This window comes from Nocardioides terrae, from assembly GCF_900112345.1.
GTDB lineage: Bacteria > Actinomycetota > Actinomycetes > Propionibacteriales > Nocardioidaceae > Nocardioides > Nocardioides terrae.
Map to the genome: position 1 here is coordinate 81,592 of NZ_FOLB01000002.1, position 22,241 is coordinate 103,832.

General features: G+C 70.4%; 22 protein-coding genes. 8 read left to right on the plus strand and 14 right to left on the minus strand.

Annotation, left to right across the window (positions count from 1 at the left end; genetic code table 11):
- Nucleotides 1-22: 22 nt before the first annotated feature.
- From BM236_RS03220 to BM236_RS03230, 3 genes are read right to left on the minus strand one after another with little or no spacing between them, the layout of a single operon-like run.
- A complete protein-coding gene (locus tag BM236_RS03220; protein WP_217645219.1) occupies nucleotides 23-1,042 on the minus strand; it encodes an amidohydrolase family protein in 1,020 nt (339 codons plus the stop codon).
- Nucleotides 1,039-1,734, minus strand: a complete 696-nt coding sequence (locus BM236_RS03225) for a 4-carboxy-4-hydroxy-2-oxoadipate aldolase/oxaloacetate decarboxylase (RefSeq protein ID WP_091120167.1) — start codon at nucleotides 1,732-1,734, stop codon at nucleotides 1,039-1,041. Before BM236_RS03225 ends, BM236_RS03220 begins: the two co-directional genes overlap by 4 nt.
- Nucleotides 1,734-2,882 carry a zinc-dependent alcohol dehydrogenase gene (locus BM236_RS03230; protein ID WP_091120169.1) on the minus strand — a complete coding sequence of 383 codons (1,149 nt, stop codon included), beginning with the start codon at nucleotides 2,880-2,882 and terminating at the stop codon, nucleotides 1,734-1,736. Before BM236_RS03230 ends, BM236_RS03225 begins: the two co-directional genes overlap by 1 nt.
- Nucleotides 2,883-3,006: 124 nt before the next feature.
- Here BM236_RS03230 and BM236_RS03235 point away from each other — a divergent pair, with 124 nt between their 5' ends.
- Entirely contained in the window at nucleotides 3,007-3,939 is a 933-nt protein-coding gene (locus BM236_RS03235; protein WP_091120172.1) for a substrate-binding domain-containing protein, read from the plus strand.
- Nucleotides 3,940-3,948: 9 nt separating this feature from the next.
- Here the strand turns inward: BM236_RS03235 and BM236_RS03240 are convergent, their stop codons facing one another.
- The 6 genes from BM236_RS03240 to BM236_RS03265 all read right to left on the minus strand — a co-directional run bounded on the left by BM236_RS03240 (nucleotide 3,949) and on the right by BM236_RS03265 (nucleotide 8,466).
- The gene (locus BM236_RS03240; RefSeq protein ID WP_175507528.1) at nucleotides 3,949-4,560 is read right to left on the minus strand and encodes a 2,3-bisphosphoglycerate-dependent phosphoglycerate mutase; all 612 of its coding nucleotides are present in this window, start codon (nucleotides 4,558-4,560) and stop codon (nucleotides 3,949-3,951) included.
- An 11-nt stretch (nucleotides 4,561-4,571) separates the two neighbouring features.
- A complete protein-coding gene (locus tag BM236_RS03245; protein ID WP_091120176.1) occupies nucleotides 4,572-5,420 on the minus strand; it encodes an alpha/beta fold hydrolase in 849 nt (282 codons plus the stop codon).
- Nucleotides 5,421-5,448: 28 nt separating this feature from the next.
- Nucleotides 5,449-6,261: a 3-methyl-2-oxobutanoate hydroxymethyltransferase gene (locus BM236_RS03250; protein ID WP_091120778.1), complete on the minus strand. Its 813-nt coding sequence runs from the start codon at nucleotides 6,259-6,261 to the stop codon at nucleotides 5,449-5,451.
- A gap of 8 nt (nucleotides 6,262-6,269) precedes the next feature.
- Nucleotides 6,270-6,761: a hypothetical protein gene (locus BM236_RS03255; RefSeq protein WP_091120177.1), complete on the minus strand. Its 492-nt coding sequence runs from the start codon at nucleotides 6,759-6,761 to the stop codon at nucleotides 6,270-6,272.
- Between the two features lie 10 nt (nucleotides 6,762-6,771).
- The gene (locus tag BM236_RS03260; RefSeq protein ID WP_091120180.1) at nucleotides 6,772-8,052 is read right to left on the minus strand and encodes an aromatic ring-hydroxylating dioxygenase subunit alpha; all 1,281 of its coding nucleotides are present in this window, start codon (nucleotides 8,050-8,052) and stop codon (nucleotides 6,772-6,774) included.
- A 90-nt stretch (nucleotides 8,053-8,142) separates the two neighbouring features.
- The gene (locus BM236_RS03265; RefSeq protein ID WP_091120181.1) at nucleotides 8,143-8,466 is read right to left on the minus strand and encodes a 2Fe-2S iron-sulfur cluster-binding protein; all 324 of its coding nucleotides are present in this window, start codon (nucleotides 8,464-8,466) and stop codon (nucleotides 8,143-8,145) included.
- Between the two features lie 151 nt (nucleotides 8,467-8,617).
- Between BM236_RS03265 and BM236_RS03270 the strand changes: the two genes are divergently transcribed.
- Nucleotides 8,618-9,115 carry a MarR family winged helix-turn-helix transcriptional regulator gene (locus BM236_RS03270; protein ID WP_091120184.1) on the plus strand — a complete coding sequence of 166 codons (498 nt, stop codon included), beginning with the start codon at nucleotides 8,618-8,620 and terminating at the stop codon, nucleotides 9,113-9,115.
- Nucleotides 9,116-9,136: 21 nt separating this feature from the next.
- Here BM236_RS03270 and BM236_RS03275 read toward each other — a convergent pair whose 3' ends face one another.
- Entirely contained in the window at nucleotides 9,137-9,781 is a 645-nt protein-coding gene (locus tag BM236_RS03275; protein WP_091120185.1) for a TMEM175 family protein, read from the minus strand.
- Between the two features lie 102 nt (nucleotides 9,782-9,883).
- Here BM236_RS03275 and icmF point away from each other — a divergent pair, with 102 nt between their 5' ends.
- On the plus strand, nucleotides 9,884-12,997 hold the full coding sequence (gene icmF / locus BM236_RS03280) for a fused isobutyryl-CoA mutase/GTPase IcmF (protein ID WP_091120188.1): 3,114 nt from the start codon (nucleotides 9,884-9,886) through the stop codon (nucleotides 12,995-12,997).
- A 12-nt stretch (nucleotides 12,998-13,009) separates the two neighbouring features.
- A complete protein-coding gene (locus tag BM236_RS03285) occupies nucleotides 13,010-13,708 on the plus strand; it encodes a helical backbone metal receptor (RefSeq protein ID WP_091120189.1) in 699 nt (232 codons plus the stop codon).
- Between the two features lie 177 nt (nucleotides 13,709-13,885).
- On the opposite strand, the gene BM236_RS03290 is transcribed toward BM236_RS03285, so the two are convergent.
- Genes BM236_RS03290 through BM236_RS03300 form a run of 3 tightly spaced genes read right to left on the minus strand, consistent with a single transcriptional unit; the run spans nucleotide 13,886 to nucleotide 16,102 of the window.
- Nucleotides 13,886-14,647: an enoyl-CoA hydratase-related protein gene (locus BM236_RS03290; RefSeq protein WP_091120191.1), complete on the minus strand. Its 762-nt coding sequence runs from the start codon at nucleotides 14,645-14,647 to the stop codon at nucleotides 13,886-13,888.
- Nucleotides 14,648-14,681: 34 nt separating this feature from the next.
- On the minus strand, nucleotides 14,682-15,278 hold the full coding sequence (locus BM236_RS03295; RefSeq protein ID WP_091120193.1) for a dihydrofolate reductase family protein: 597 nt from the start codon (nucleotides 15,276-15,278) through the stop codon (nucleotides 14,682-14,684).
- 11 nt (nucleotides 15,279-15,289) lie between these two features.
- Complete coding sequence (locus tag BM236_RS03300; RefSeq protein ID WP_091120195.1) at nucleotides 15,290-16,102, minus strand: N-acetylmuramoyl-L-alanine amidase; 813 nt, start codon at nucleotides 16,100-16,102, stop codon at nucleotides 15,290-15,292.
- 56 nt (nucleotides 16,103-16,158) lie between these two features.
- Between BM236_RS03300 and galE the strand changes: the two genes are divergently transcribed.
- A complete protein-coding gene (gene galE / locus BM236_RS03305; protein ID WP_091120198.1) occupies nucleotides 16,159-17,136 on the plus strand; it encodes a UDP-glucose 4-epimerase GalE in 978 nt (325 codons plus the stop codon).
- A 137-nt stretch (nucleotides 17,137-17,273) separates the two neighbouring features.
- Nucleotides 17,274-18,731: a sugar transferase gene (locus BM236_RS03310; RefSeq protein WP_091120200.1), complete on the plus strand. Its 1,458-nt coding sequence runs from the start codon at nucleotides 17,274-17,276 to the stop codon at nucleotides 18,729-18,731.
- Nucleotides 18,732-18,737: 6 nt separating this feature from the next.
- On the opposite strand, the gene rfbA is transcribed toward BM236_RS03310, so the two are convergent.
- Complete coding sequence (gene rfbA / locus BM236_RS03315) at nucleotides 18,738-19,619, minus strand: glucose-1-phosphate thymidylyltransferase RfbA (RefSeq protein WP_091120203.1); 882 nt, start codon at nucleotides 19,617-19,619, stop codon at nucleotides 18,738-18,740.
- A 59-nt stretch (nucleotides 19,620-19,678) separates the two neighbouring features.
- Between rfbA and rfbB the strand changes: the two genes are divergently transcribed.
- Both rfbB and BM236_RS03325 read left to right on the plus strand, forming a co-directional pair.
- On the plus strand, nucleotides 19,679-20,677 hold the full coding sequence (gene rfbB, locus BM236_RS03320) for a dTDP-glucose 4,6-dehydratase (RefSeq protein WP_091120205.1): 999 nt from the start codon (nucleotides 19,679-19,681) through the stop codon (nucleotides 20,675-20,677).
- A 7-nt stretch (nucleotides 20,678-20,684) separates the two neighbouring features.
- On the plus strand, nucleotides 20,685-22,097 hold the full coding sequence (locus tag BM236_RS03325) for a sugar nucleotide-binding protein (RefSeq protein WP_091120207.1): 1,413 nt from the start codon (nucleotides 20,685-20,687) through the stop codon (nucleotides 22,095-22,097).
- Nucleotides 22,098-22,241: the final 144 nt, after the last annotated feature.

Consider the following 22,241-nt stretch of genomic DNA (forward strand, 5'->3'; position numbering starts at 1 on the left):
GTTCCTCCGGTGCCAGATGGGTTCAGCGGCCGAGGCGTGCGGCCAGCCTGGGGTACACCTTCAGCGCGTTCTCGGTCATGACCTTGGCGCGCTCCTCGTCGGTGAGCTTGGCGGTCTCGAGGTAGCGGAGCGTGTTGTCCCACTCGATACCGGTGGCGGGGTCTGCGCCGCGGACGGCTCCGAGCATCTCGGAGGCGAACAGGACGTTCTCCTTCGGGACGACGTCGAGCAGCAGGTCGATGCCGGGCTGGTGGTAGACGGCGGTGTCGAAGAAGACGTTGCGCCACAGGTCGGCCGGGTCCTGCCAGTCGTTGCGCATCGCCAGGCCACGGAAGCGGCCCCAGTGGTAGGGCACCGCGCCGCCACCGTGCGGGATCAGCAGGCGGAGATCGGGGAAGCGCTCGAAGAGGTCGGACTGCAGCAGCTGCACGAAGACCGACACGTCGGCGTTGAGGTAGTGCGCGCCCAGGGTGTGGAAGTTGGGGTTGCACGCGGTCGAGACGTGGATCATCGCGGGCGCGTCGAGCTCGGACAGCGCCTCGTAGACCGGGAACCAGGACGGGTCGGTGACGGGGAGACCGGCCCAGGTGCCCGATGGGTCGGGGTTCAGGTTGACGCCGACGAAGCCCAGCTCGCCGACCGTCCGCCGGATCTCCGCCACGACGCCGTCGATGTTGCCCTCGGGGGTCTGGGGCAGCTGCGCGACGGGCGCGAACGTCGTCGGGTAGAGCGCGGAGATCCGGTGGACCAGGTCGTTGGACTCCCGCGCCCAGGCGGTGGCCACGGCGGCGTCGGGCACGTGGTGCTCCATGCCGGAGGCCTTGGGCGAGAAGATCATCACGTCGCCGCCGCGCTCCTTGAGGATGCGGAGCTGGTTGTCCTCCACGCTCGCGCGGAGCTCGTCGTCGCCGATCGGCGTCATTGCGACCGTCGAGGCGTCCGACCCGGAGGCGAGCGCCGCCAGCTGGGCGGTGCGGAAGGCCTGCAGCTGGGCGGGGGCGGTCGTGTAGTGACCGTGGATGTCGATGATCGGTGCGGTCACTGCCGGCTCCACTCCTCGTAGGACACGTGCTGGACGCCGGCCTTCTCGAGCAGAGGGCGCATGTTGTTGACGTCGAGGGCGATCTCGCCGGCCAGGTAGCGGTCGCGCGCCCTCGCCTCCTTCTCCTCGCGGGCCCGGGCCGCTTCGACGACCTCCGCGGCCTCGAGGCGGGGCACGACGACGACACCGTCGTCGTCGGCGAGGATCACGTCGCCGGCGTGGACGATGCGTCCGGCGATGGTGATCGGGACATTGACGTCGCCGAGGTTGCCCTTGCCGCAGCCCTCGGCGGACACCGCCTTGGACCAGACCGGGAAGCCCATCTCGTTGAGGTCGGCCACATCGCGCACGCCGGCCTCGATGACGAGGCCGCGGACGCCGCGCACCCTCAGGGTGGTGGCGAGCAGGTCGCCGAAGTAGCCCATGTCGCACGGCGCCGTCGGCACGGCGACGAGGAGATCGCCCTCCTGGCACTGCTCGACCGCGACGGCGATCGTGGTGTTGTCACCCGGTGCGACGGTCACGGTGACCGCATTGCCGGCGACGCGCACTCCGCTCTGCCGCGGCCGGATGTGCGAGCCGAGCAGGCCACGGCGGCCCTGCGCCTCGTGGACGGTGGCGACGCCGTACGCCGACAGCGCGTCGACCGCTTCCCTGTCGGCGCGCGGCGGGTTCGTGACGACGACCGGCATCAGCGGACCGCCCCGCCGGGCTCGCCGATCATCGAGGGCATCATCGACACGTGGATGGCATCCTCGTCGGTCTCGCCGGCGAGGACGCGGATGGCGTGGTCGACCTGGTCGATGCCATAGCGGTGGGTGGCGAGCTTCTCGAGCGGATAGCGGCCCGAGGCGAGCTGGGCGACCGCGAGCTCGCAGGCGTTGAACGAGTGGCCGCGCGCGGACTTGATGGTGATCGCCTTCTCGGTGACCTTCTTGACCGGGAAGTCCGGGAAGGCGGCCAGCTCGCCCTGGATGAGCAGCGTGCCCTCGCGGCGCTTGAGGACGTCGACGCCGAGGAGAACCGGGGCAGTGCCGGCGCGCGAGGTGCAGTCGAGCACGAAGTCGACGCCGCGACCGTCGGTCAGGTCCATGACCTTCTCTCGCGGGTCCTCGGTGAGCACGTCGATGACGTCGTCCGCGCCGAGCTCCATGGCAAGGTCGAAGCGCGCCTTGTCCCGCGTCGTGCCGGACATGATGATGTTCGAGGCACCGGCCTGCTTGGCGGCGACGAGCTGGGACAGGCCCTGCTGGCCGGGGCCCTGGATGAGGACGGTGTCGTTGTAGCCGATGCCGGCGGTGAGCAGCGCCCACTCGATGCCGTTGGACAGCGGCATGACCAGGCCGGCCTGCTCGGCGGTGACGCTGTCGGGGATCTTGTGCATGACGGCGTTCCACGGCAGGTAGATGTATTCCGAGAAGCCGCCCCAGAGGGTGCCCTCGAAGGCGGCCGAGGTGTAGCCGAAGCGTCGGGCGTCGGCGTTGGTACGCCAGTCGGTGGCCTCGCAGTGGCGGTACTCGCCGATGCGGCACCACTCGCAGTTGAAGCAGCCGACATAGTGCTCGAGGAAGATGCGGTCGCCGATCTCGACGTTGTGGCGCTGGAGGAACTTGTCCCCGGCCTCGGCGATCACGCCGACGTTCTCGTGCCCCATGATGACCGGCCCCTGGGTGGCGGGGTTGCTCGGCGGGTTGCTGTAGAGCTTGACATCGGTGCCGCAGATGCCGGCGACCTCCACCTTGAGCAGCGCTGAGTCGGCGTCGATGCGAGGCTTGTCGAACTCGCGCATCTCCGTCGTGCCGGGCGCGGTACGGACCGCTGCGAGCACCTTGTCGGTCATCAACTCTCCATCGATCGGACATGATTGGCAGAATGGTCTGACCAACATATCATCGGCGCGTGAGGTGGGTCACGACCCTGTGTCGCACCGCACCCTCCGTCCCGTCCCTCGCTTAAGGAGCGTCATGCGAGACCTGCTCACCTTGACCCGTGCCCAGGGCGCGAACCGCGCGCTGATCAACAGGGAGGTGGCGCCTGCGGGCTATCGGCTCTCGTTCGCCGACGAGCCGGTCCTCGTCAAGGGCTTCCGGAAGATGGTCCGGGGACTGGAGTACGACGTCGCGGAGATGGCCCTCACGACCTACCTCACCGCCAAGGAGCACGGCGCGAGGTTCACCGCGCTCCCCGTCTTCCTCGTGCGCGACTTCCACCACGGCGCCGTCCAGGTGCTCCGCGACGGACCGGTGTCCACCGCCAAGGACCTGGCCGGCGGCCGGGTCGGCGTCAACCGGGGCTACACCGTCACGACCGGCGTCTGGGGCCGGGCTGCCCTTGCGGATGCCGGGCTCGACCTGGACTCGGTCACCTGGGTGCTCTCCGGGGACGAGCACGTGGCGACCTACGTCCGTCCCGCCAACGTCGTCTCGGCTCCGGAGGGCACCAGCCTGGAGGACCTCCTCCTCGCCGGCGACCTCGAGGCCGTGATCGGCGCCTCGATAGACCACCCCGACGTCACTACCCTCTTCGCCGACCCGGAGGAGACCGCGATGGGGGTGCTGCGCGAGCGCGGCGTGTTCCCCGTCAACCACCTCGTCGTGGTCCGAGACGACCTCCTGGCCGAGCAGCCGGCGCTGTCGGTCGCGCTCTTCGAGGCGTTCGCCGAGGCGAAGCGACGCTACGTCGGCCGCCTGCGCAACGGGCTGGAGGAGACCAAGCAGGACAGCCTCCTGCGCCGGGTGATGACGACCACCGGACGCGACCCGCTGCCCTACGGTCTGGAGCCCAACCGGGCCACCCTCGAGGAGCTGATGCAGCACGCCCGCGACCAGCACATCCTCGTCCGGCCGGTCGCGCTCGAGGACATCTTCGTGGCCAACACCCTCGCGCTGCACGACTGACCACGCAGCTCACCCGGTGCGGCGCAGCAGGCCGTCGGCTTCTTCCAGCAGCATGGGCGCCCCGGTCGCGATGTCGAGCGCGGTCGCCTGGGCGTCCGTGAGTCGGCAGACGATCTGGATGAGCATGCGCAGCGCGTTGCCGTGCGACACCACCAGCACGGTCCGGCCGGTGTCCAGGGCAGGCAGCAGCACGTCGTCGACGTACGGCTGCAGTCGGCGCCGTACGTCGGCGAGGCTCTCCGCGCGGCCGTGCGCGTCCCGCGGCGGCTGCTCCGCGATGCCGCGCCGCCAGCGCGCGACGTCCTCCGCGCCGTAGCGCGCGACGGCCTCGTCGCGACGCATCCCCTGGAGGGCTCCGTAGTGCCGCTCGTTGAGCCGCGAGGTGCGCATCAGCGGCACGTCGCTGCGCCCGCAGGCGTCGAGCATGAGGTGGGCCGAGCTCACCGCCCGTCGCAGCGCCGAGGTGTGCGCCACGTCGGGCAGCACGCCCTGGGCGAGCAGGAACCCACCGGCCTTACGCGCCTCGTCGCACCCCTTCTGGGTGAGCGCGATGTCGGCCCAGCCGGCGAACCTGTCGCCGGCGTTCCAGACGCTCTCACCGTGGCGGACGAGGACCAGCACCGGCGGGCCGACTAGTGCCGGTCGAGGAAGTCCAGGACCCGCTGCTGCGAGGCCTCGGGCGTCTGGTCGGCCACCGGGACGTCCCAGTAGTCGGTGTGGGGCAGGCACTCCTGCAGGTAGCGAGCGGCCGACCGCGTGTGCGAGGCGTCCTCGCCGGGCACGATGAGTGCGGGTACGTCGAGCACCGCCAGGTCCTCGGGCTCCACGCCCGGCACCGTGTCCCGGTCGAAGAGCACCCGCGACGTGCCGCTGACGATCGTCACGTAGCGGCCGAGGTCGGCCTCGGCGTAGGCCTTGGCGAACGCGTCGTCGCTGCGGAGCGCGCCCGCCCACGGCCCGACCCGGGGATCCTTGCTGAACCCGGCACCGGACTCGCGGGCCAGCTCGACGACGGCCGCGAGACCGTGCTCGGTCACGAAGCCGATGTGCTGGTGGAAGCGCCGGTGCTGGGCGGCGCGGTAGGTGTAGCCGCCGGCCGGTGAGAACAGCACCATGCTGCTCACCCGGCCGGGCTGCGCGACGGCCAGCGCGGCAGCGGTCGAGCAGCCGACGCAGCCGCCCATGGCGTGGGCCCGGTCGACGCCGAGGTGGTCGAGCAGGCCGATCGCCTGCGCGACGTACTTCTCCCAGGAGAGACGCTCGAGGCGGCCGCCCGACCGTCCCGACTCGCGGCGGTCGAAGACGATGCACGTGTAGCGCTGGGAGAGGGCCCCGACGAAGCCGAGGTCCTTGTAGCGCCCGAACGAGGTCCAGTTCTCCAGGCTCGAGTCGAAGCCGCCGGGGCTGAACATGAGCACGGCCGGCCCCTCGCCGAGGGTCTCGTAACGGGTGGGAAGTCCGTCGAGGTCGACGATCGGCACGGCTGCTCCTTGCTGCTGGGGTGATGCCTTACTTCTGGCCGCGGAGCTTCCTGGCTCCGCGGATGTCCGACGCGCACTCCACGAGGGCGTCGTAGGCCACCTTGGCCACGTTCGCGTAGGTGTCCGGCTCCTTGTCGACGTTGCCGGCGTTGTAGCCGATCGCCGCGGTGACCATCCGGATCCGGCCGTCCAGCCAGGGGCCGCCGCCGAAGCCGCCGAGCACGGGGATGCCGACCGCCTCCACGACCGCCGGGCCGACGACCGGGCCGGAGTTGGTGAAGTTGAGGGCCACGGCGCCGGCCGACTCCAGCCGCTTGGCCTCGGTCACCAGCTCCTCGAGCAGCTCGTCGGGCACCTGGGCGGTGCTGGCCGCGGAGTACTCGATGCCGTACTTCAAGGACGTCTGGGGCGTGATCCCGAACTGCGGGAACACGGGGATGCCGGCTCGGGTGATCGCCTCGACGGCCACCGGGTGGTCGGAGGCGCCGTCGAGCTTCACCAGGTCGACGCCGGCATTCTTGACCAGCCGGATTGCCGCCTTGACCGCGCTGGCCGAGCCCTCTTGCAGCGGGCCGAAGGGGAAGTCGGCGCTGACGAGGGCGCGGGTGACGCCTCGGCGTACGGCCTTGGCGACCACCATGATCTCGTCCATGGTGATCTCGAGCGGGTGCGGCTGACCCCACAGGTTCACCCCGACGGTGTCCCCCACCGAGACGATCTCCGCGCCGGCTCGGTCGGCCAGCTGGGCCATCTGGTAGTCCCAGGCGACGAAGCAGACACTCTTCTCGCCGGCGGCCTTCATCGCCTGGAGCGCCGGGATGGTGACCTTGGTCGTGCTCATCGGGGCGGTCATGCCCGGGTCGCCCAGAGCAGCTCGACCAGGTCGTCGGGCTCGGCCGGCACCAGGAGCACGCGAGCGTGCGGACGCAGGTTGTGGAGCGCGTCGCTGTCCAGGTTGCCGGGCGTCATCGCCAGGCCGGCGGTCATGATTCCGCGGTTGTAGCAGACCTCGCCGAGATGGGCCATCGCTGCGGCGTTCTCACCGGAGGCAGACACCATGACGATCGTGTTGGACTCGGCGATCTCGCCCTCGAGCGACACCGTCCGACCGTCCATCGTCACCAGGTCGGTGCCGGGGTCGCTGGTCTCGTAGAAGCGGGCCTGACCCCACTCGAGCTCCGAGGCCCCGCGAACGATCGCCGCCGCCTCGGAGTCGAGCGCGATGATCCGCGTGTTGCGGGCCGCGGGCAGCGGGTAGTCGATCCGGTACGCCGCCTCCTTGGCGGTGGTCGCCTCGGCGCACGAGCTGGGCCCGACGGGGATCGAGAGGTTCTCGAACATGGCTCGGACCCTAGACCGACGTGTGGGGCTTGCCGGGCTCGGCCTTCATCGCCTCGCCGATGCCGTCGACGAAGGCCTGCTCACGCGGGAGCACCGTGGCGACCGAGCGGACCTTCTGGTCCTGCGGGCGGTTGCCGACCGGGTCGACGCCATCCTGCAGCGCGAGCACGGCCTTGCGGAGCTTCTGGCGGGCCTTGATGATGCCGGCGTCGGTCGCGACGAGGCGCTCCTTGGTCCGGTCGACGATCGGGCCCATCGACTCCTGCAGGGAGGAGTCCTGCAGCGCGATGCCCTCGATGCCGGAGTAGGTGACCCCGCGACGCTGGGCGTCACGGTCCATCAGGTAGTCGTTGTCCTTGTTGGCCAGCGGGCGGTAGGCCGCATCGTTGGCGCTGTGGACGCCCTTGCCCGCACGCATCGCCTCGAGCTCGGTCTCGGTCAGCTGGCGGGTGGGGTGGTAGTCGAAGCTGTAGGCCCAGCAGTTCTCGTCGTCGATCGGAACCCAGAAGTGGCCGTGCACCGGGTGGTCGCCACGAGGCGGGACCATGGTGAAGTTGGGGAGGACCCACGGCGTCACGCGCCAGTAGTACGTCTCCTCCTCGGCGTTGCGTCGGGCGCCGATCAGCAGGCCGCCCTCGTAGTCGACGACCTCGAAGAACGGCTTCAGGTCGCCCTTGTTGTACTCGTTGCCCTTCGAGCCCTTGAACAGCGGATCGGTGTCGAGGTTGCCGCCGTGCAGGAAGGTGACGTGGCTGGAGTCGATGCCGCCCTCGAGGGCCTGCAGCCAGTTGCACTCCTGCAGACGCTTGGAGGTGAAGACCTGGCCGTCGGGAACGGTGTAGGCCTCCCACTCGGGCAGCGGCGGCTGCTTGTCCGGGTCGCCGAGGTAGGCCCAGAGGACGTCGCCGAGCTTGACCGTCGGGTAGGACTTCAGCTTCACGCTGGCGCAGAAGTTGCCGTTGTCGGCCTCGCTCGGAACGTCGACGGCCTGGCCGGTGACGTCGTACTTCCAGCCGTGGTAGGGGCAGCGCAGGCCGTTCTCCTCGTTGCGGCCGAACCACAGCGACGCGCCGCGGTGCGCGCAGAACTCGTCCATCAGGCCGTAACGGCCCGAGCTGTCACGGAACGCGACGAGGCGCTCGGAGAGAACCTTGACCCGCACGGGCGGGCAGTCGTTCTCGGGGAGCTCCTCGGCCAGCAGCACGGGCTGCCAGTAGCGCCGGAAGAGGTCACCCATCGGCGTACCAGGGCCGGTTTGGGTGAGGAGCTCGTTGATCTCGGTGCGAAGCATCGTCGTTCCTTCCAGGACTTTCCAAGCGTGGGGGTTCTATCAGACCTCTGCGGCGATCGCGCTAGGTCAGCGGCGTGAACCGTCGGTCCTTCAGTTCTGATGGGCGGGGACGTCGACCGTCAATCCGTCGAGCTCGTCGGTGATCTTGATCTGGCAGCCCAGGCGGCTGCAGTCCTGTCGGTCGCTGACGCCGAGGTCGAGCAGGTCGTCCTCCAGGTCGTTCGGACCGCCGACCGCCTCGGTGAACTCCTCGCGGACGAAGACGTGGCAGGTCGCGCAGGAGTTGTTGCCTCCGCACTCGCCGATGATCCCCGGAACACCGTTGCGGATGGCCGCGCTCATCACGCTCTCGCCGACAGCGGCGTCGATGACCCGCTCATCTCCGTCACTGCCTACGTACACGACCTTCGGCACCGGCCAGTCCCTTCATTCCGTCAATGGCCTAACCATTATGCCTCAGGTGTGACGCAGGTCAACACCGGAGCTCAAATTGAGCGCCGGGTCAGGCGGTCCGCCCCGTGGTTCGCGGTCGGCCCACACGGCGGATCGCCCTAAGGTGTGGGCCATGCCCGAGCTCGACCCGATCCGCGAGGCCCGCCGGCAGTGGGTCTCCCACGGCTGGGACGAGGCGGCCCCGGGGATGGAGATGGTCACCTCCCTCGTCCGCGTCCACCAGCTGCTCATGGAGCGGATCGATGCGGTGCTACGGCCGCACGAGCTCACCTTCGCGCGCTACGAGATCCTCCGGCTGCTCGCCTTCACCCGGACGGGTGCGGTCCCGATGACCCGGCTCGGGTCGCTGCTCCAGGTGCACCCGACGTCGGTGACGTCGGCCGTCGACCGACTGGAGAAGCAGGGGTTCGTCCGCCGGTCCCGCGGCGAGGCCGACCGCCGGGTCGTCCTCTGCACGATCACCGACGCCGGTCGCGCCGTCGTGGAGGAGGCCACCCACGAGCTCAACAAGGTGGTCTTCGCGGCACCCGGCATCGAGGACGGCGACGTCACCGACCTGACCGCGCTGCTCGGCCGGATCCGCGCCGACCACGGCGACCGGGTCGACTAGGCCGGGCCCCTCGCGGGCCGCTCAGCCGCTCAGCGCCGGCCGACCCGCACCGCCGCGCCGCCGCAGGCCGAGCACGAGGTTGTCGGCCAGCAGGAGCAGCAGCGGGTAGTAGCTGAGCGCCGGGACCGCGATGCTCAGCACCGCCGCGGCGATCAGCAGGCCGACGTTCACCCAGGCGCCGGTGACCCGGGCGGCCGCGGTCCCATCGCCGATGTCGACGAGGTCGGGGTTGCGCCGCATCGTCATCTCGATGACCGCGACGCAGGCCGACGCCGCGGTGATCGCGCCGAAGTAGAGCACCTTCGTCGTCCGGTCGTCGGGGGCCGCCGCGACAAGCTCGGTGAAGAACGGCAGGAGCACGATCGCGAGCAACCAGAGGAGCAGCATCCGCATCACCAGGCCGTTGAGCGCCACGAGCGACCGCAACGCGCGGTGCTGGAGGAACCAGATGTTCGCGATGACCAGGAAGCTGAGCAGGAACGACCAGATCTCCCCCTTGTGCTCCCCCAACAGGTCGGCCACCGACTGGTCGTCGGCCAGGTCGGCGCCCAGCTCGGTGAGCGGCAGCACCAACAGGGTGATGGCGATGGCGACGACCGCGTCGACGAACGTGAGGTAGCGGTCCAGGCCGCGATCGCGCTCGCGCGGCGCCTCGGCGAAGCTCATGGCGCCACCCTAGGGGCGAGCGTGCGACCGAGGACGTGCCTCAACAACCTGGACGTCCTACTATTGAATTGCTAGGACTTCCAACTATTCCCCGGAGTCGTCGTGCCTGACCTCTACGTCCCCCAGCACCACGTCCGCATCGTCACCGCGTCGAGCCTGTTCGACGGCCACGACGCGTCGATCAACATCATGCGGCGGATCCTGCAGTCCCAGGGGTGCGAGGTGGTCCACCTCGGGCACAACCGCTCCGTCCAGGAGGTCGTCGACGCTGCGATCGAGGAGGACGCGCACGCGGTCGCGGTCAGCAGCTACCAGGGCGGTCACGTCGAGTACTTCGAGTACCTCGTGCAGTCGCTGCGCGAGCGCGGCGCCGGCCACATCAAGGTCGTCGGCGGCGGTGGCGGCGTCATCGTCCACGACGAGATCGCCCGGCTCCGCGAGTCCGGCGTCACGATCTTCTCCCCCGAGGACGGCCAGAGGATGGGCCTGGTCGGGATGATCAACTCGGTCGTCCGCGACATCGACGCCGACCTGTGGGCCCAGCGCGAGGTCGGCCTCGACGACATCCTCTCCGGCGACCGCGTCGCCATCGCACGCGCCATCACCGGCGCCGAGCAGGGACGGCTGCCGGCCGACGTACTCGAGCGGGTGCGGGAGCACAGCGACGCCCCCGTCCTCGGTATCACCGGCACGGGCGGGTCGGGCAAGAGCTCCCTGACCGACGAGCTCGTACGCCGGCTGCGCGTCGACCAGCAGGACAAGCTGCGCATCGCGGTGATCGCCGTCGACCCGACCCGGCGCAAGGGCGGCGGCGCGCTGCTCGGCGACCGGATCCGGATGAACTCGCTGGCCGACCAGACCTACTTCCGCAGCCTGGCCACGCGCGGCGCCCACGAGGTCCCCGAGCACCTGGCCGACGTGATCGCCGTGGTGAAGGCGGGCGGCTTCGACCTGGTGATCGTGGAGACCCCGGGCATCGGCCAGGGCGACGCGGGGATCCTGCCGTTCGTCGACACCAGCCTCTACGTGATGACGCCGGAGTTCGGCGCGGCCAGCCAGCTCGAGAAGATCGACATGCTGGACTTCGCCGACGTCGTGGCGATCAACAAGTTCGAGCGCCGCGGCGCGGCCGACGCGCTGCGCGACGTGTCCCGCCAGCTGGTGCGCAACCGCGAGGCGTTCGGGACGCCCCCGGAGGACATGCCGGTCTTCGGGACGAGCGCCGCCCACTTCGACGACGACGGCGTCACCGCGCTCTACCAGCACCTGCGCGGCCTGCTCGCCGCCCGCGGCCTCCCCGTCGCGGAGGGCACGCTCGCGCCGGTGTCGACCAAGACCTCGACCGGGCTGCACGCGGTCGTCCCGCCGGAGCGGACCCGTTACCTTGCCGACATCGCCGACACCGTCCGCGGTTACCACGCGCAGACCGCCGAGCTGGTCGAGAAGGCCCGCCGGGCGCAGGCGTTCGAGATCGTCGCCGGCGAGCTGGTCGAGGTGGCCGACGCGGCGAAGCAGGCCACTGCCGACGTACCCGCCGACGTACGCCAGCAGCTCGAGCAGTGGCCGGCCACCGTGGCGTCGTACGCCTCCGACGAGGGCAAGGTGTCGCTGAGCGGCAATCGCGTCCCGCGGGTGGCGACGCCGCGCTACACCGACCACGGCGAGCTGGTGTCCTTCCTGCGTCGCGAGAACCTCCCGGGCTACTTCCCCTTCACCGCCGGCGTCTTCCCCTTCAAGCGGACCAATGAGGACCCGGCCCGGATGTTCGCGGGCGAGGGCGACCCGTTCCGCACCAACCGCCGCTTCAAGCTGCTGTCGGAGGGCCAGCCCGCGACCCGGCTCTCGACCGCGTTCGACTCGGTCACCCTCTACGGCCGCGACCCCGACGAGCGGCCCGACATCTACGGCAAGGTCGGCACCTCCGGCGTCAGCGTGGCGACGCTCGACGACATGAAGGCGTTGTACGACGGCTTCGACCTGCTCTCCCCCACGACCTCGGTGTCGATGACGATCAACGGGCCGGCCCCGACGGTCCTGGCGTTCTTCCTCAACACCGTCATCGACCAGGCCCGCGAGCGCGGGATCGACCCGGCCGATGCGATCAGGTCGGTCCGCGGCACGGTCCAGGCCGACATCCTCAAGGAGGACCAGGGCCAGAACACCTGCCTGTTCTCCACGGAGTTCTCGCTGCGCTGCATGGCGGACATCCAGGAGTGGTTCATCGCCCAGCAGGTCCGCAACTTCTACTCGGTGTCGATCTCGGGCTACCACATCGCCGAGGCCGGGGCGAACCCGATCAGCCAGCTGGCCTTCACCCTCGCGAACGGCTTCACCTACGTCGAGGCCTACCTCGCGCGCGGCATGGACATCGACGACTTCGCGCCGAACCTGTCCTTCTTCTTCTCCAACGGCATGGACCCGGAGTACTCCGTCATCGGCCGCGTCGCGCGCCGCATCTGGGCGGTGGCGATGCGCGAGCGCTACGGCGCGTCCGAGCGGTCGCAGAAGCTGAAGTACCACGTCCAGACCTCCGGCCGGTCGCTGCACGCGCAGGAGATGGACTTCAACGACATCCGCACCACGCTGCAGGCGCTGTGCGCGATCTACGACAACGCGCAGTCGCTGCACACCAACGCGTACGACGAGGCCGTCACCACCCCCTCGGCCGAGTCCGTCCGCCGCGCGCTGGCGATCCAGCTGATCATCAACCGCGAGTGGGGCCTGGCGATGAACGAGAACCCGCTCCAGGGCTCCTTCATCATCGACGAGCTCACCGACCTCGTGGAGGAGGCGGTGCTGGTCGAGTTCGACCGGATCTCCGAGCGCGGCGGCGTCCTCGGCGCGATGGAGACGGGCTACCAGCGCGGCCGGATCCAGGACGAGTCGATGCTCTACGAGCACCGCAAGCACGACGGCACGCTGCCGATCATCGGCGTCAACACCTTCCTCCGCCCCGCCTCGGGCGACGGCACGCCCGACCACGTCGAGCTGGCCCGCGCGACGGACTCGGAGAAGGAGTCGCAGCTGCGCCGGGTGCGCGACTTCCAGGCGGCCCACCGCACCGAGGCCGAGGCCGCCCTGGAGCGGCTCAAGGCCGTCGCGACCTCGCAGGAGAACGTCTTCGAGGTGCTGATGGACGCCGCCCGTGTCTGCACGCTCGGCCAGGTCACCGAGGCGTTCTTCGAGGTCGGGGGCCAGTACCGCCGGAACGTCTGAGCGCCACCGGCGATGCGCGTCGTCAGCCTCGTCCCGTCGATCACGGAGGCGCTCGCCTCCGTGCGTCCTGACGCGCTCGCCGGCGCGACGGACTGGTGCACGCACCCGGCCGATCTGGACGTCACGCGGGTGCGCGGCACGAAGAACCCCGACCTGGCGGCCATTCGCTCGTTGCGCCCGGACGTCGTGATCGCCAACCGGGAGGAGAACCGCGAGCTGGACGTACGCCGGCTCCGCGACTCCGGCATCCGCGTCGAGGTGACCGACATCAGGACCGTGCCGGCCGCGATCGAGGCCTACGAGCGGCTCTTCGACGAGGTGCTGTCCTGGCCGCGCCCGGAGTGGCTCGCGGCCGCGCGCGAGCTGTGGTGCGGGCCGCTGCCGCCGGTCACCCGGACCGTCGCGGTGCCGATCTGGCGCGACCCGTGGATGGTGGTCGGGAGCGACACCTTCACCGGCGACCTGCTGCGGCGGCTCGGCTGGGACAACGTCTTCGCGGGCGCTGCTGGGCGCTACCCCCACGTCACCGTCGAGGAGATCGAGGCGGCCGGCCCGGACGTCGTACTCCTGCCCGACGAGCCCTACGTCTTCACGCCCGACGACGGACCCGAGGCGTTCTCGCGTCCGTGTGAGCTCGTCAGCGGGCGGCTGATCACCTGGTACGGGCCGAGTCTGGTGGAGGCCGCGAGTCTGCGTACCGATCGGGGCTGATGGGGCCGTTGAGGTGGATTTCCGCCTCGCTAGCCCCTTCGGCCCCGATCGGTACGCGCCGACCCGCCGTCCTGGCGTACCGATCGATGCGCAAGTGATCCGTGTCGACGATCCATCGCCACACCCACCACGCCAACCCCGATCGGTACGCGCTGACCCCGAAGAGCAGAGGGACGGTCAGCGGAAGGCCGGCTTCTCCTTGGCGAGGAAGGCGCGGACGCCCTCGGTGAAGTCGGGGCCGGTGTAGACGGAGTGCAGCAGCGCGTCGTCGTCGTCGGGAGCCGCCTCGAGGTCGGCGGCGCGGGCGAGCAGCTGCGACTTCGTGGCCCGCAGCGTCACCGACGACAGCGCCAGGACCGCGTCGACGAGGGCGGCCAGCTCCTCGTCGAGCGACTCGACGACCGACGTCAGAGCGCCCACCGAGTACGCGCGATCGGCGGAGACGAGGCGCGCGGCGAGCAGCATCTCGCGGGTCACCGGCTCGCCGAAGACCGCGGCGCAGCGATAGACGAGGGGTGCGGCGAGCGCATTGCCGAGCGTGCGGGCGATCGGGTAGCCGAAGCGCGAGTGCGGGGTGGCGATGCGCAGGTCGCAGTGGGTGGCGACCGCCAGCCCGCCGCCGACGCAGACGCCGTCCACGGCCGCGATCGTCACCTGGGGCAGCGCGAAGAGCTTGCCCAGCAGTGCCCGGATCCAGTCCTCATAGGCGACGGCGTCCTGGGAGAGGAAGTCGGAGATCTCGTTGCCGGCGGCGAACGCCCGGCCGCCGGCGCCACGCAGCACCAGCACCTTCACCGACGGGTCGGACGCGAGCTCGTCGCACAGCTCGTGCAGGGCGGCGTACATCGCCTGCGTGAAGGCGTTGTGCCGCTCCGGCCGGTCGAAGGTCACCTCGACGGCCCCGGGACGGCGGTCGACGGAGAGCTCAGCAGTCGTCACCCGGCGAGGATAGGAGCCGGGCGGCCGGCGCGGCTCAGTCCGCGAGATGTCTCACAACCCGCCACCGCGCGAGCAGCGTGCCGTCCGCCTCGACGAGCGACGACAGGGTGAGGGGTACGCCGCCCGCCACCAGCGGCCCGTCGACGATGCGCTTGCCCCCACCGCCGACGAGCAGCGGCGCGACCGTCGTGCACAGCTCCTCGACCACGCCGGCCCGCAAGAGCCCAGCGAGGAGGGTCGGCCCGCCCTCGCAGATGACGTGGTCCAGCCCCTCGGCGTAGAGCCCGTGGACGAGCTCGCGCAGAGCCTGCTCGTTCCCGCCGGAGACGAGACGGACGCCCGGCGCGCCCTCGAGCGTCGGCGGCAGCGACCGCCCCACGACGATCATCGGCTGCGGAACGGGGCCGTAGCCCTCGGCGCGCGCCGTGCCGGCGCCGACGAGCAGCGCGTCAGCGGTGCTCCGCAGCCGGTCGAAGACGACCTTGTCGGCCTCGTTGTTGATCGAGCCGGTGAGCCCGTCGGCCCCCTGGGCCGCGCCGTCGGCGCTCGAGATCATGTTGACGCGCAGCCACGGGCCGTCGGGCCAGGCGTAGAGCTCGTCGACCGACCCGTCCCCGATCAGCGTCCGCATGCGACGGGAGGCTACCGGCGCAAGTAGTGGGAGATGCCGGCGACCAGCGCCCGGGCGTAGCGCTTCCGGCCCGCGGCCGACGTCATCCGGCGCGCCTCGGTCGCGTCGCGCATGTTGCCGAGCTCGACCATGGCGACCGGAACGTCGGAGAGGTTCAGCGTCCCGAGGTCGGAGCGGACGTCGAGGCCGTCACCGCCGGCGATGTAGTTGGCCCGCGTGAAGTGTGCGCGGCTCAATGCCGCGCGCAGGGTGAGCGCGAGGCGTCGCGACGGGGCGGCGATGTCGTCGGTCCAGCCGCGCAGCGAGGCGGGCGCGATGACGTGGAAGCCACGGGCGCCGCGGGCGAAGGAGCCGTCCGCGTGGATCGACACCTCCAGGTCGGCGTGCGCCCGGGCTCCGGCACGGCCGCGGGCGTCGACGCACGGCCCCCACGCGGCGCGACTGTTCGAGGAGCGGGTCAGGACCACTCGCGCCCCGGCACGCTGCAGCGACCGCCTCACGACCTGCGCGACGCGCCACGTGAAGGTGGCCTCGGGATAACCGCCGTTGGTCGACGTACCGGTCGTGTTGCACGCCTTGCGGCTCGGGCCGGCGGTCACCAGGTGGTTGATCTGAGCGAGGTGCCGGCTGTTGCCGAGCTGGTGGCCCGGGTCGAGGACGACAGTGCGCCCCTCCAGAGGGTGCGGCACCGGTCGCGCTGCGAGAGCCGCTCCTTTCGCCCAGCCGGAGCCGGTGATGCCCGGCGGATCTGCGGTCACCGCGTCGGCCGCCGCCGGGACCAGGAGGGCCAGACAGGCGACGGCGGGAAGCAGGCGCTGGCGCATCGGTCGATGCTACGACCGGTAGCGTGGGCGGTCCCAAACGTGGAGAAGGAGCCTTGATGAGCTGGTTGGTGACAGGTGGAGCGGGCTACATCGGCTCACACGTCGTGCGTGCCCTGCAGGCGGACGGCCTCGCGCCTGTCGTCGTCGACGACCTCTCCAGCGGGTTCGAGCGCTTCGTCCCGGAGGGCGTGCCGTTCGTCAACGCCACCATCCTGGACCAGGCCGCGCTCGAGACGGCGATCAAGGACCACGGCGTCGAGGGCGTGATCCACCTGGCCGGGTTCAAGTACGCCGGGGTCAGCGTGCAGCGCCCGCTGCACACCTACGCCCAGAACGTCCAGGGCACCGCCACCCTGCTCGAGGCGATGATGGCCACCGGAGTGGGCAGCATCGTGTTCTCCTCCTCCGCCGCGACCTTCGGCACCCCCGACGTCGACCTCGTCACCGAGGACACCCCCACCAACCCCGAGAGCCCGTACGGCGAGTCGAAGCTGATCGGCGAGTGGCTGCTGCGCGACGTCGCCACCGCGCACGGCCTCGGCCACACCAGCCTGCGCTACTTCAACGTCGTCGGCTCCGGCACCCCGGAGCTGTTCGACGCCAGCCCCCACAACCTCTTCCCGCTGGTCTTCGACGCGCTGGCCAAGGGCGGCACCCCGCGGATCAACGGCGACGACTACGCGACCCCGGACGGCACCTGCGTGCGTGACTACGTCCACGTGGCCGACCTCGCGCACTCCCATGTCGTCGCGGCCCGCAAGCTCGCCGCCGGCGAGACCCTCGAGCGGGTCTACAACCTCGGCTCGGGCGACGGTGTCAGTGTCCGGCAGATCATGGACGCCGTCCGCGACGTCACCGGCATCGACTTCACTCCCGAGATCGCGCCCCGGCGTCCGGGCGACCCGGCCCGGATCGTGGCCACCGGCGAGCTCGCCGCCCGCGACCTCGACTGGGCCATGCGCCACGACCTGCGGTCGATGGTCGCCAGCGCCTGGGAGGCCCGGCAGAACGCTGGGGTGAACTACCCGAACTGATCCTTTCGGATGGTTTCACCTGATTCCCCTCAGGTGCCTTTCCGCCGTCTCTTAGGTTAAAAACCCGGCTGTTGCTGCCGGTTTCCGGGCAAGCAGCAGCCCCAGGGACGACGACAGCAGTGGGGGCAGAAGCGCGTATGACCATCCTGACGGACCGGGGGACTCGGCCCGCCGTCGCGAAGCCCAGCAGGGCTCTGCAATACCTTCCGGTCACCGCGTTCCTCATCGATCTCAGCGCGATCCTGATCGCGTGCATCGCGGCCGTGCTCGGCCGTGGCCACCTCGGCTTCTTCGACGAGCCCGCCCACCTGGCGGCGACCGCCGGCGACCTCGCGCCGCTCCTGGCCGCGGGCTGGCTCGGGATGATCGCCGCGCTCGGCGGCTACCGGGCCGACGTCTTCGGCGCCGGTGTCGACGAGCTGAAGCGGGTCTTCACCGCCAGCACCACCACCGGCGCCCTCGTCGGCGTCGGCTGCTACCTCCTGAAGTACTCGCTCTCCCGGGGCTTCTTCGTGCTCGTCCTCGTCATCGGCCTCGCCCTGCTCCTGGTCGGCCGGCTCGTGCTGCGGCGGGCGCTGCACTCCGCCCGCCTCCGCGGTTCACTGCTCCAGCGGGTCGTGCTCTCGGGAGGTGCCGCCCAGATCGACGACGTGGCCGCCGTCCTGCGCCGCGAGAAGTGGCTCGGCTATCAGCTGGTCGGCGCGCTCGTCCCCGACGGCGTCCCCGGGACCGAGACGAGCTCCGGCATCCCGGTCCTCGGCAACGCCGACGACCTCGACGACGTCACCCGGCTCGAGGGCATCGACGCCATCTTCTTCACCGGTGGCTCGAGCCGATCGGCCGCCGACCTGCGCCGGGTCGTCTGGCAGCTCGAGGAGAAGTCGATCCAGCTGGTGATGGCGCCCGCGATGACGGACTTCTCGGCCGAGCGGGTCCGGACACGTCCGGTCGGCGGGCTGCCGCTGATCCACCTCGAGCCGCCGCGCTGGGCGTTCGCCTCGCGCTGGGCCAAGCGCTCCTTCGACGTCGCGGTGACCTCGCTGCTGATCGCGGCGTGCGCACCGCTCATCGCCTACGCCGCGCTGTGCATCAAGCTGCACGACGGCGGCCCGATCTTCTTCCGGCAGACGCGGGTCGGACGTCACGGCGAGGAGTTCGGCTGCTTCAAGTTCCGCACCATGGTGGTCGACGCGGAGTCGATGGTCGCACAGCTGCAGGCGGAGCTCGGTGTCGACGCGCTGCTCTTCAAGATGAAGGACGACCCCCGGATCACCAAGCCGGGCAGGTGGCTGCGCCGGTTCTCGGTCGACGAGCTCCCGCAGCTGTTCAACGTCGTGCTGGGCGACATGAGCCTGGTCGGACCGCGGCCGCAGGTCCCCCGCGAGGTCGCGCTCTACGACGATGCACTGCGCCGCCGCCTCAACGTGCGCCCCGGCATGACCGGTCTGTGGCAGGTCTCCGGCCGCAACGACCTCTCGGTGGAGGACTCGGCCCGGCTCGACCTCTACTACGTCGACAACTGGTCGATGATGCAGGACCTCAGCATCCTGGCGAAGACAGCCGGCGCGGTCCTCAGCAGCCGCGGCGCCTACTGACCGACGTCAGCGCTCGTCGAGCAGGCTGAGCAGGTAGGTCCCGTAGCCGGACTTCACCAGCGGCTTGGCCAGCTTCTCGAGCTCGGCGTCGCTGAGCCAGCCCATCCGCCACGCGACCTCCTCGGGCGCGCCGATCTTGGTGCCCTGGCGGTGCTCGATGGCACGGATGTAGTTGGCCGCCTCGTTGAGGTCCTCGACCGTCCCGGTGTCGAGCCAGGCGGAGCCGCGCGGCAGTACCTCGACCTGCAGGGTGCCGGCCTCGAGGTAGATCCGGTTGAGGTCGGTGATCTCCAGCTCGCCGCGCGCGCTCGGCTTGAGGTCGCGGGCGTGCTCGATGACCGAGTTGTCGTAGAAGTAGAGGCCCGGGACGGCGTACGAGCTCTTCGGCTCCGCCGGCTTCTCCTCCAACGAGACCGCGCGGAACTCCGAGTCGAACTCGACGACGCCATAGGCGGTCGGGTCGCTGACCTTGTAGCCGAAGACGGCCGCGCCCTCGAGGCTCTCGAAGCGGCTGAGCTGGGCGCCGAGGCCGACGCCGTAGAAGATGTTGTCGCCGAGCACGAGGCCGACCCGGTCCTGGCCGTCCTCCTGGAGGAAGCCGGTGTCGGCGCCGATCGTGAAGGCCTGGGCCAGTCCGTCGGGCGACGGCTGCTGGGCATAGCTGATATTGACGCCGAGCTGCGATCCGTCGCCGAGCAGCCGCTCGAACGCCTCGGCGTCGTGCGGAGTCGTGATGACGAGGACGTCGCGGATGCCCGCCAGCATCAGCGTGGTGAGCGGGTAGTAGATCATCGGCTTGTCGTAGACGGGCATCAGCTGCTTGCTGACCGCGAGCGTGATCGGGTGCAGACGCGAGCCGGTGCCACCGGCGAGGATGATTCCCTTCACGCTGCGGCATCCTACGGAACTTGGGCTGGCGGCAAAGACTCCCCGTAGACTCGCGCACCGTGCGCAACCTCCTCGTCACCGGCGGTGCCGGCTTCATCGGCTCGAACTTCGTCCACTACGTGGTCGAGAACACCGACCTCCATGTGACGGTCCTCGACAAGCTGACCTACGCCGCGAGCAGGGAGGCGATCGAGTCCCTCCCCTCGGAGCGGGTCTCGCTGGTCGTCGGTGACATCGCCGACGCCGCAGTGGTCGACCCGCTGGTCGCGTCCCACGACGCCGTGGTCCACTACGCGGCCGAGTCGCACAACGACAACTCGCTGAACGACCCGAGCCCGTTCGTGCAGACCAACATCATCGGCACGTTCACGCTGCTCGAGGCCGTCCGTCGGCACGGCGTCCGCTTCCACCACATCTCCACCGACGAGGTCTACGGCGACCTCGAGCTCGACGACCCGCAGCGGTTCACCGAGTCGACGCCGTACAACCCCTCCAGCCCCTACTCCTCGACGAAGGCGGGCTCCGACCTCCTCGTCCGCGCATGGGTGCGCTCCTTCGGCGTCGAGGCGACGATCTCGAACTGCTCGAACAACTACGGCCCGTGGCAGCACATCGAGAAGTTCATCCCGCGCCAGATCACCAACCTCATCGACGGTGTCCGCCCGAAGCTCTACGGCGCCGGGCTCAACGTCCGTGACTGGATCCACGCCGACGACCACTCCTCGGCCGTGATGACGATCCTAGAGAAGGGTGCGATCGGCGAGACCTACCTGATCGGCGCGGACGGCGAGGTGAACAACCTCGACACCGTCAAGCTGATCCTGCGCCTCATGGGCCACGACGAGAACGACTTCGAGCACGTCACCGACCGGGCCGGGCACGACCTGCGCTACGCCATCGACTCGACCAAGCTGCGCACCGAGCTGGGGTGGACGCCGCGGTTCCAGGACTTCGAGTCCGGGATGTCCGACACCATCCGGTGGTACCGCGAGAACGAGGCCTGGTGGCGCCCGAAGAAGGCGGCCATCGAGGCCCAGTACGCCGCCCAGGGTCAGTGAGTCGCGGATGGCCGACCTGACCCTCGAGCAGACGCCGATCCCCGGGCTGCTCGTCCTGCGCGTCCCGCTGCACGGCGACTCCCGCGGCTGGTTCAAGGAGAACTGGCAGCGCGCGAAGATGACCGCGCTCGGCCTGCCCGACTTCGGGCCGGTCCAGAACAACATGTCGCTCAACGCCGCCCGCGGCGCCACCCGGGGCATCCACACCGAGCCGTGGGACAAGTTCGTCTCGGTAGCGACGGGCCGCGTCTTCGCGGCCTGGGTCGACATGCGCGAGGGCGAGTCGTTCGGGGCGACGTACTGGACCGAGATCGGGCCCGACGTCACCGTCTTCGTCCCGCGCGGCGTCGGCAACTCCTACCAGGCGCTCGAGGACGGGACGGTCTACTCCTACCTCGTCAACGACCACTGGCAGCCCGGCCCGGCCTACCCGGCCGTACACCTGGGCGACCCTGCGCTCGCGATCCCGTGGCCGATCCCGCTCGAGGACGCCGAGGTCTCGGAGAAGGACCAGAACAACCCGCTGCTGGCCGACGTCACCCCGATGCGGCCCAAGAAGACGCTGATCGTCGGCGGCAACGGCCAGCTCGGGCGCGCGCTCGCCGCGGCCTTCCCCGACGCGGAGGCCGTGACCCGCGCCGAGCTCGACATCACGTCGGCGGAGGCGGTCGCCGCCTGGCCGTGGAACGAGTACGCCGTCGTGCTGAACGCGGCCGCCTACACGGCCGTCGACGTCGCCGAGACCCCGCAGGGTCGCCGGGACGCGTGGGCCGCCAACGCGGTGGCTCCGGCCCTGCTGGCGCGCGTCGCGACCGAGCACCGGCTCACGCTGGTGCATGTGTCCAGCGACTACGTCTTCGACGGCACCCTCGGCTCGACGGTCGAGGAGGCGCACACCGAGGACGAGCCCTTCGCGCCGCTCGGCGTCTACGGCCAGTCCAAGGCGGCCGGCGACATCGCGGTCGCCAGCACGCCCCGACACTACGTCGTGCGCACCTCGTGGGTCATCGGCGAGGGCGGCAACTTCGTCCGCACCATGGCACGCCTGGCCGGTGACGGCGTCTCGCCGTCGGTCGTCGCCGACCAGGTCGGCCGGCTGACCTTCACCGACACGCTCGCCTCCGCGATCGCGCACCTGGTGACGAGCGGGGCGGCCTACGGCACCTACAACGTCTCCAACGCCGGCGACCCGATGTCGTGGCAGCAGATCGCCGCCGCGGTCTTCGAGCTCAGCGGCCGCTCGGCGTCCGACGTCTCGCCGACGACGACCGAGGACTACTTCGCCGGGGCCATGGCCGCGGGCAAGCAGGTGAGCCCGCGCCCGCTCGGCTCGGTCCTCTCCCTCGCCAAGCTGGAGGCCACCGGCTTCACGCCGGAGGACCAGCTCGACGTGCTGCGTCGCTACCTCGCCACCGACTGACGGCTCGACCAGCCGCATCGATGTGACCGCTCGACCAGCCGCATCGTCGTGACCGCTCGAACCAGCGGCATCGTCGTGACCGCTCGAACCAGCGGCATCGATGTGACCGCTCGACCAGCCGCATCGATGGTCGAGTAGCCCGAG

Coding starts and splice junctions, on each gene's coding strand:
- BM236_RS03225 (WP_091120167.1), bottom strand. CDS start 1,734: ATGCCGGTCGTCGTCACGAACCCGCCGCGCGCCGACAGGGAAGCGGTC.
- BM236_RS03230 (WP_091120169.1), bottom strand. CDS start 2,882: ATGACCGACAAGGTGCTCGCAGCGGTCCGTACCGCGCCCGGCACGACG.
- BM236_RS03235 (WP_091120172.1), top strand. CDS start 3,007: ATGCGAGACCTGCTCACCTTGACCCGTGCCCAGGGCGCGAACCGCGCG.
- BM236_RS03250 (WP_091120778.1), bottom strand. CDS start 6,261: ATGAGCACGACCAAGGTCACCATCCCGGCGCTCCAGGCGATGAAGGCC.
- BM236_RS03255 (WP_091120177.1), bottom strand. CDS start 6,761: ATGTTCGAGAACCTCTCGATCCCCGTCGGGCCCAGCTCGTGCGCCGAG.
- BM236_RS03260 (WP_091120180.1), bottom strand. CDS start 8,052: ATGCTTCGCACCGAGATCAACGAGCTCCTCACCCAAACCGGCCCTGGT.
- BM236_RS03270 (WP_091120184.1), top strand. CDS start 8,618: ATGCCCGAGCTCGACCCGATCCGCGAGGCCCGCCGGCAGTGGGTCTCC.
- BM236_RS03275 (WP_091120185.1), bottom strand. CDS start 9,781: ATGAGCTTCGCCGAGGCGCCGCGCGAGCGCGATCGCGGCCTGGACCGC.
- BM236_RS03285 (WP_091120189.1), top strand. CDS start 13,010: ATGCGCGTCGTCAGCCTCGTCCCGTCGATCACGGAGGCGCTCGCCTCC.
- BM236_RS03295 (WP_091120193.1), bottom strand. CDS start 15,278: ATGCGGACGCTGATCGGGGACGGGTCGGTCGACGAGCTCTACGCCTGG.
- BM236_RS03300 (WP_091120195.1), bottom strand. CDS start 16,102: ATGCGCCAGCGCCTGCTTCCCGCCGTCGCCTGTCTGGCCCTCCTGGTC.
- galE (WP_091120198.1), top strand. CDS start 16,159: ATGAGCTGGTTGGTGACAGGTGGAGCGGGCTACATCGGCTCACACGTC.
- BM236_RS03310 (WP_091120200.1), top strand. CDS start 17,274: ATGACCATCCTGACGGACCGGGGGACTCGGCCCGCCGTCGCGAAGCCC.
- BM236_RS03325 (WP_091120207.1), top strand. CDS start 20,685: ATGGCCGACCTGACCCTCGAGCAGACGCCGATCCCCGGGCTGCTCGTC.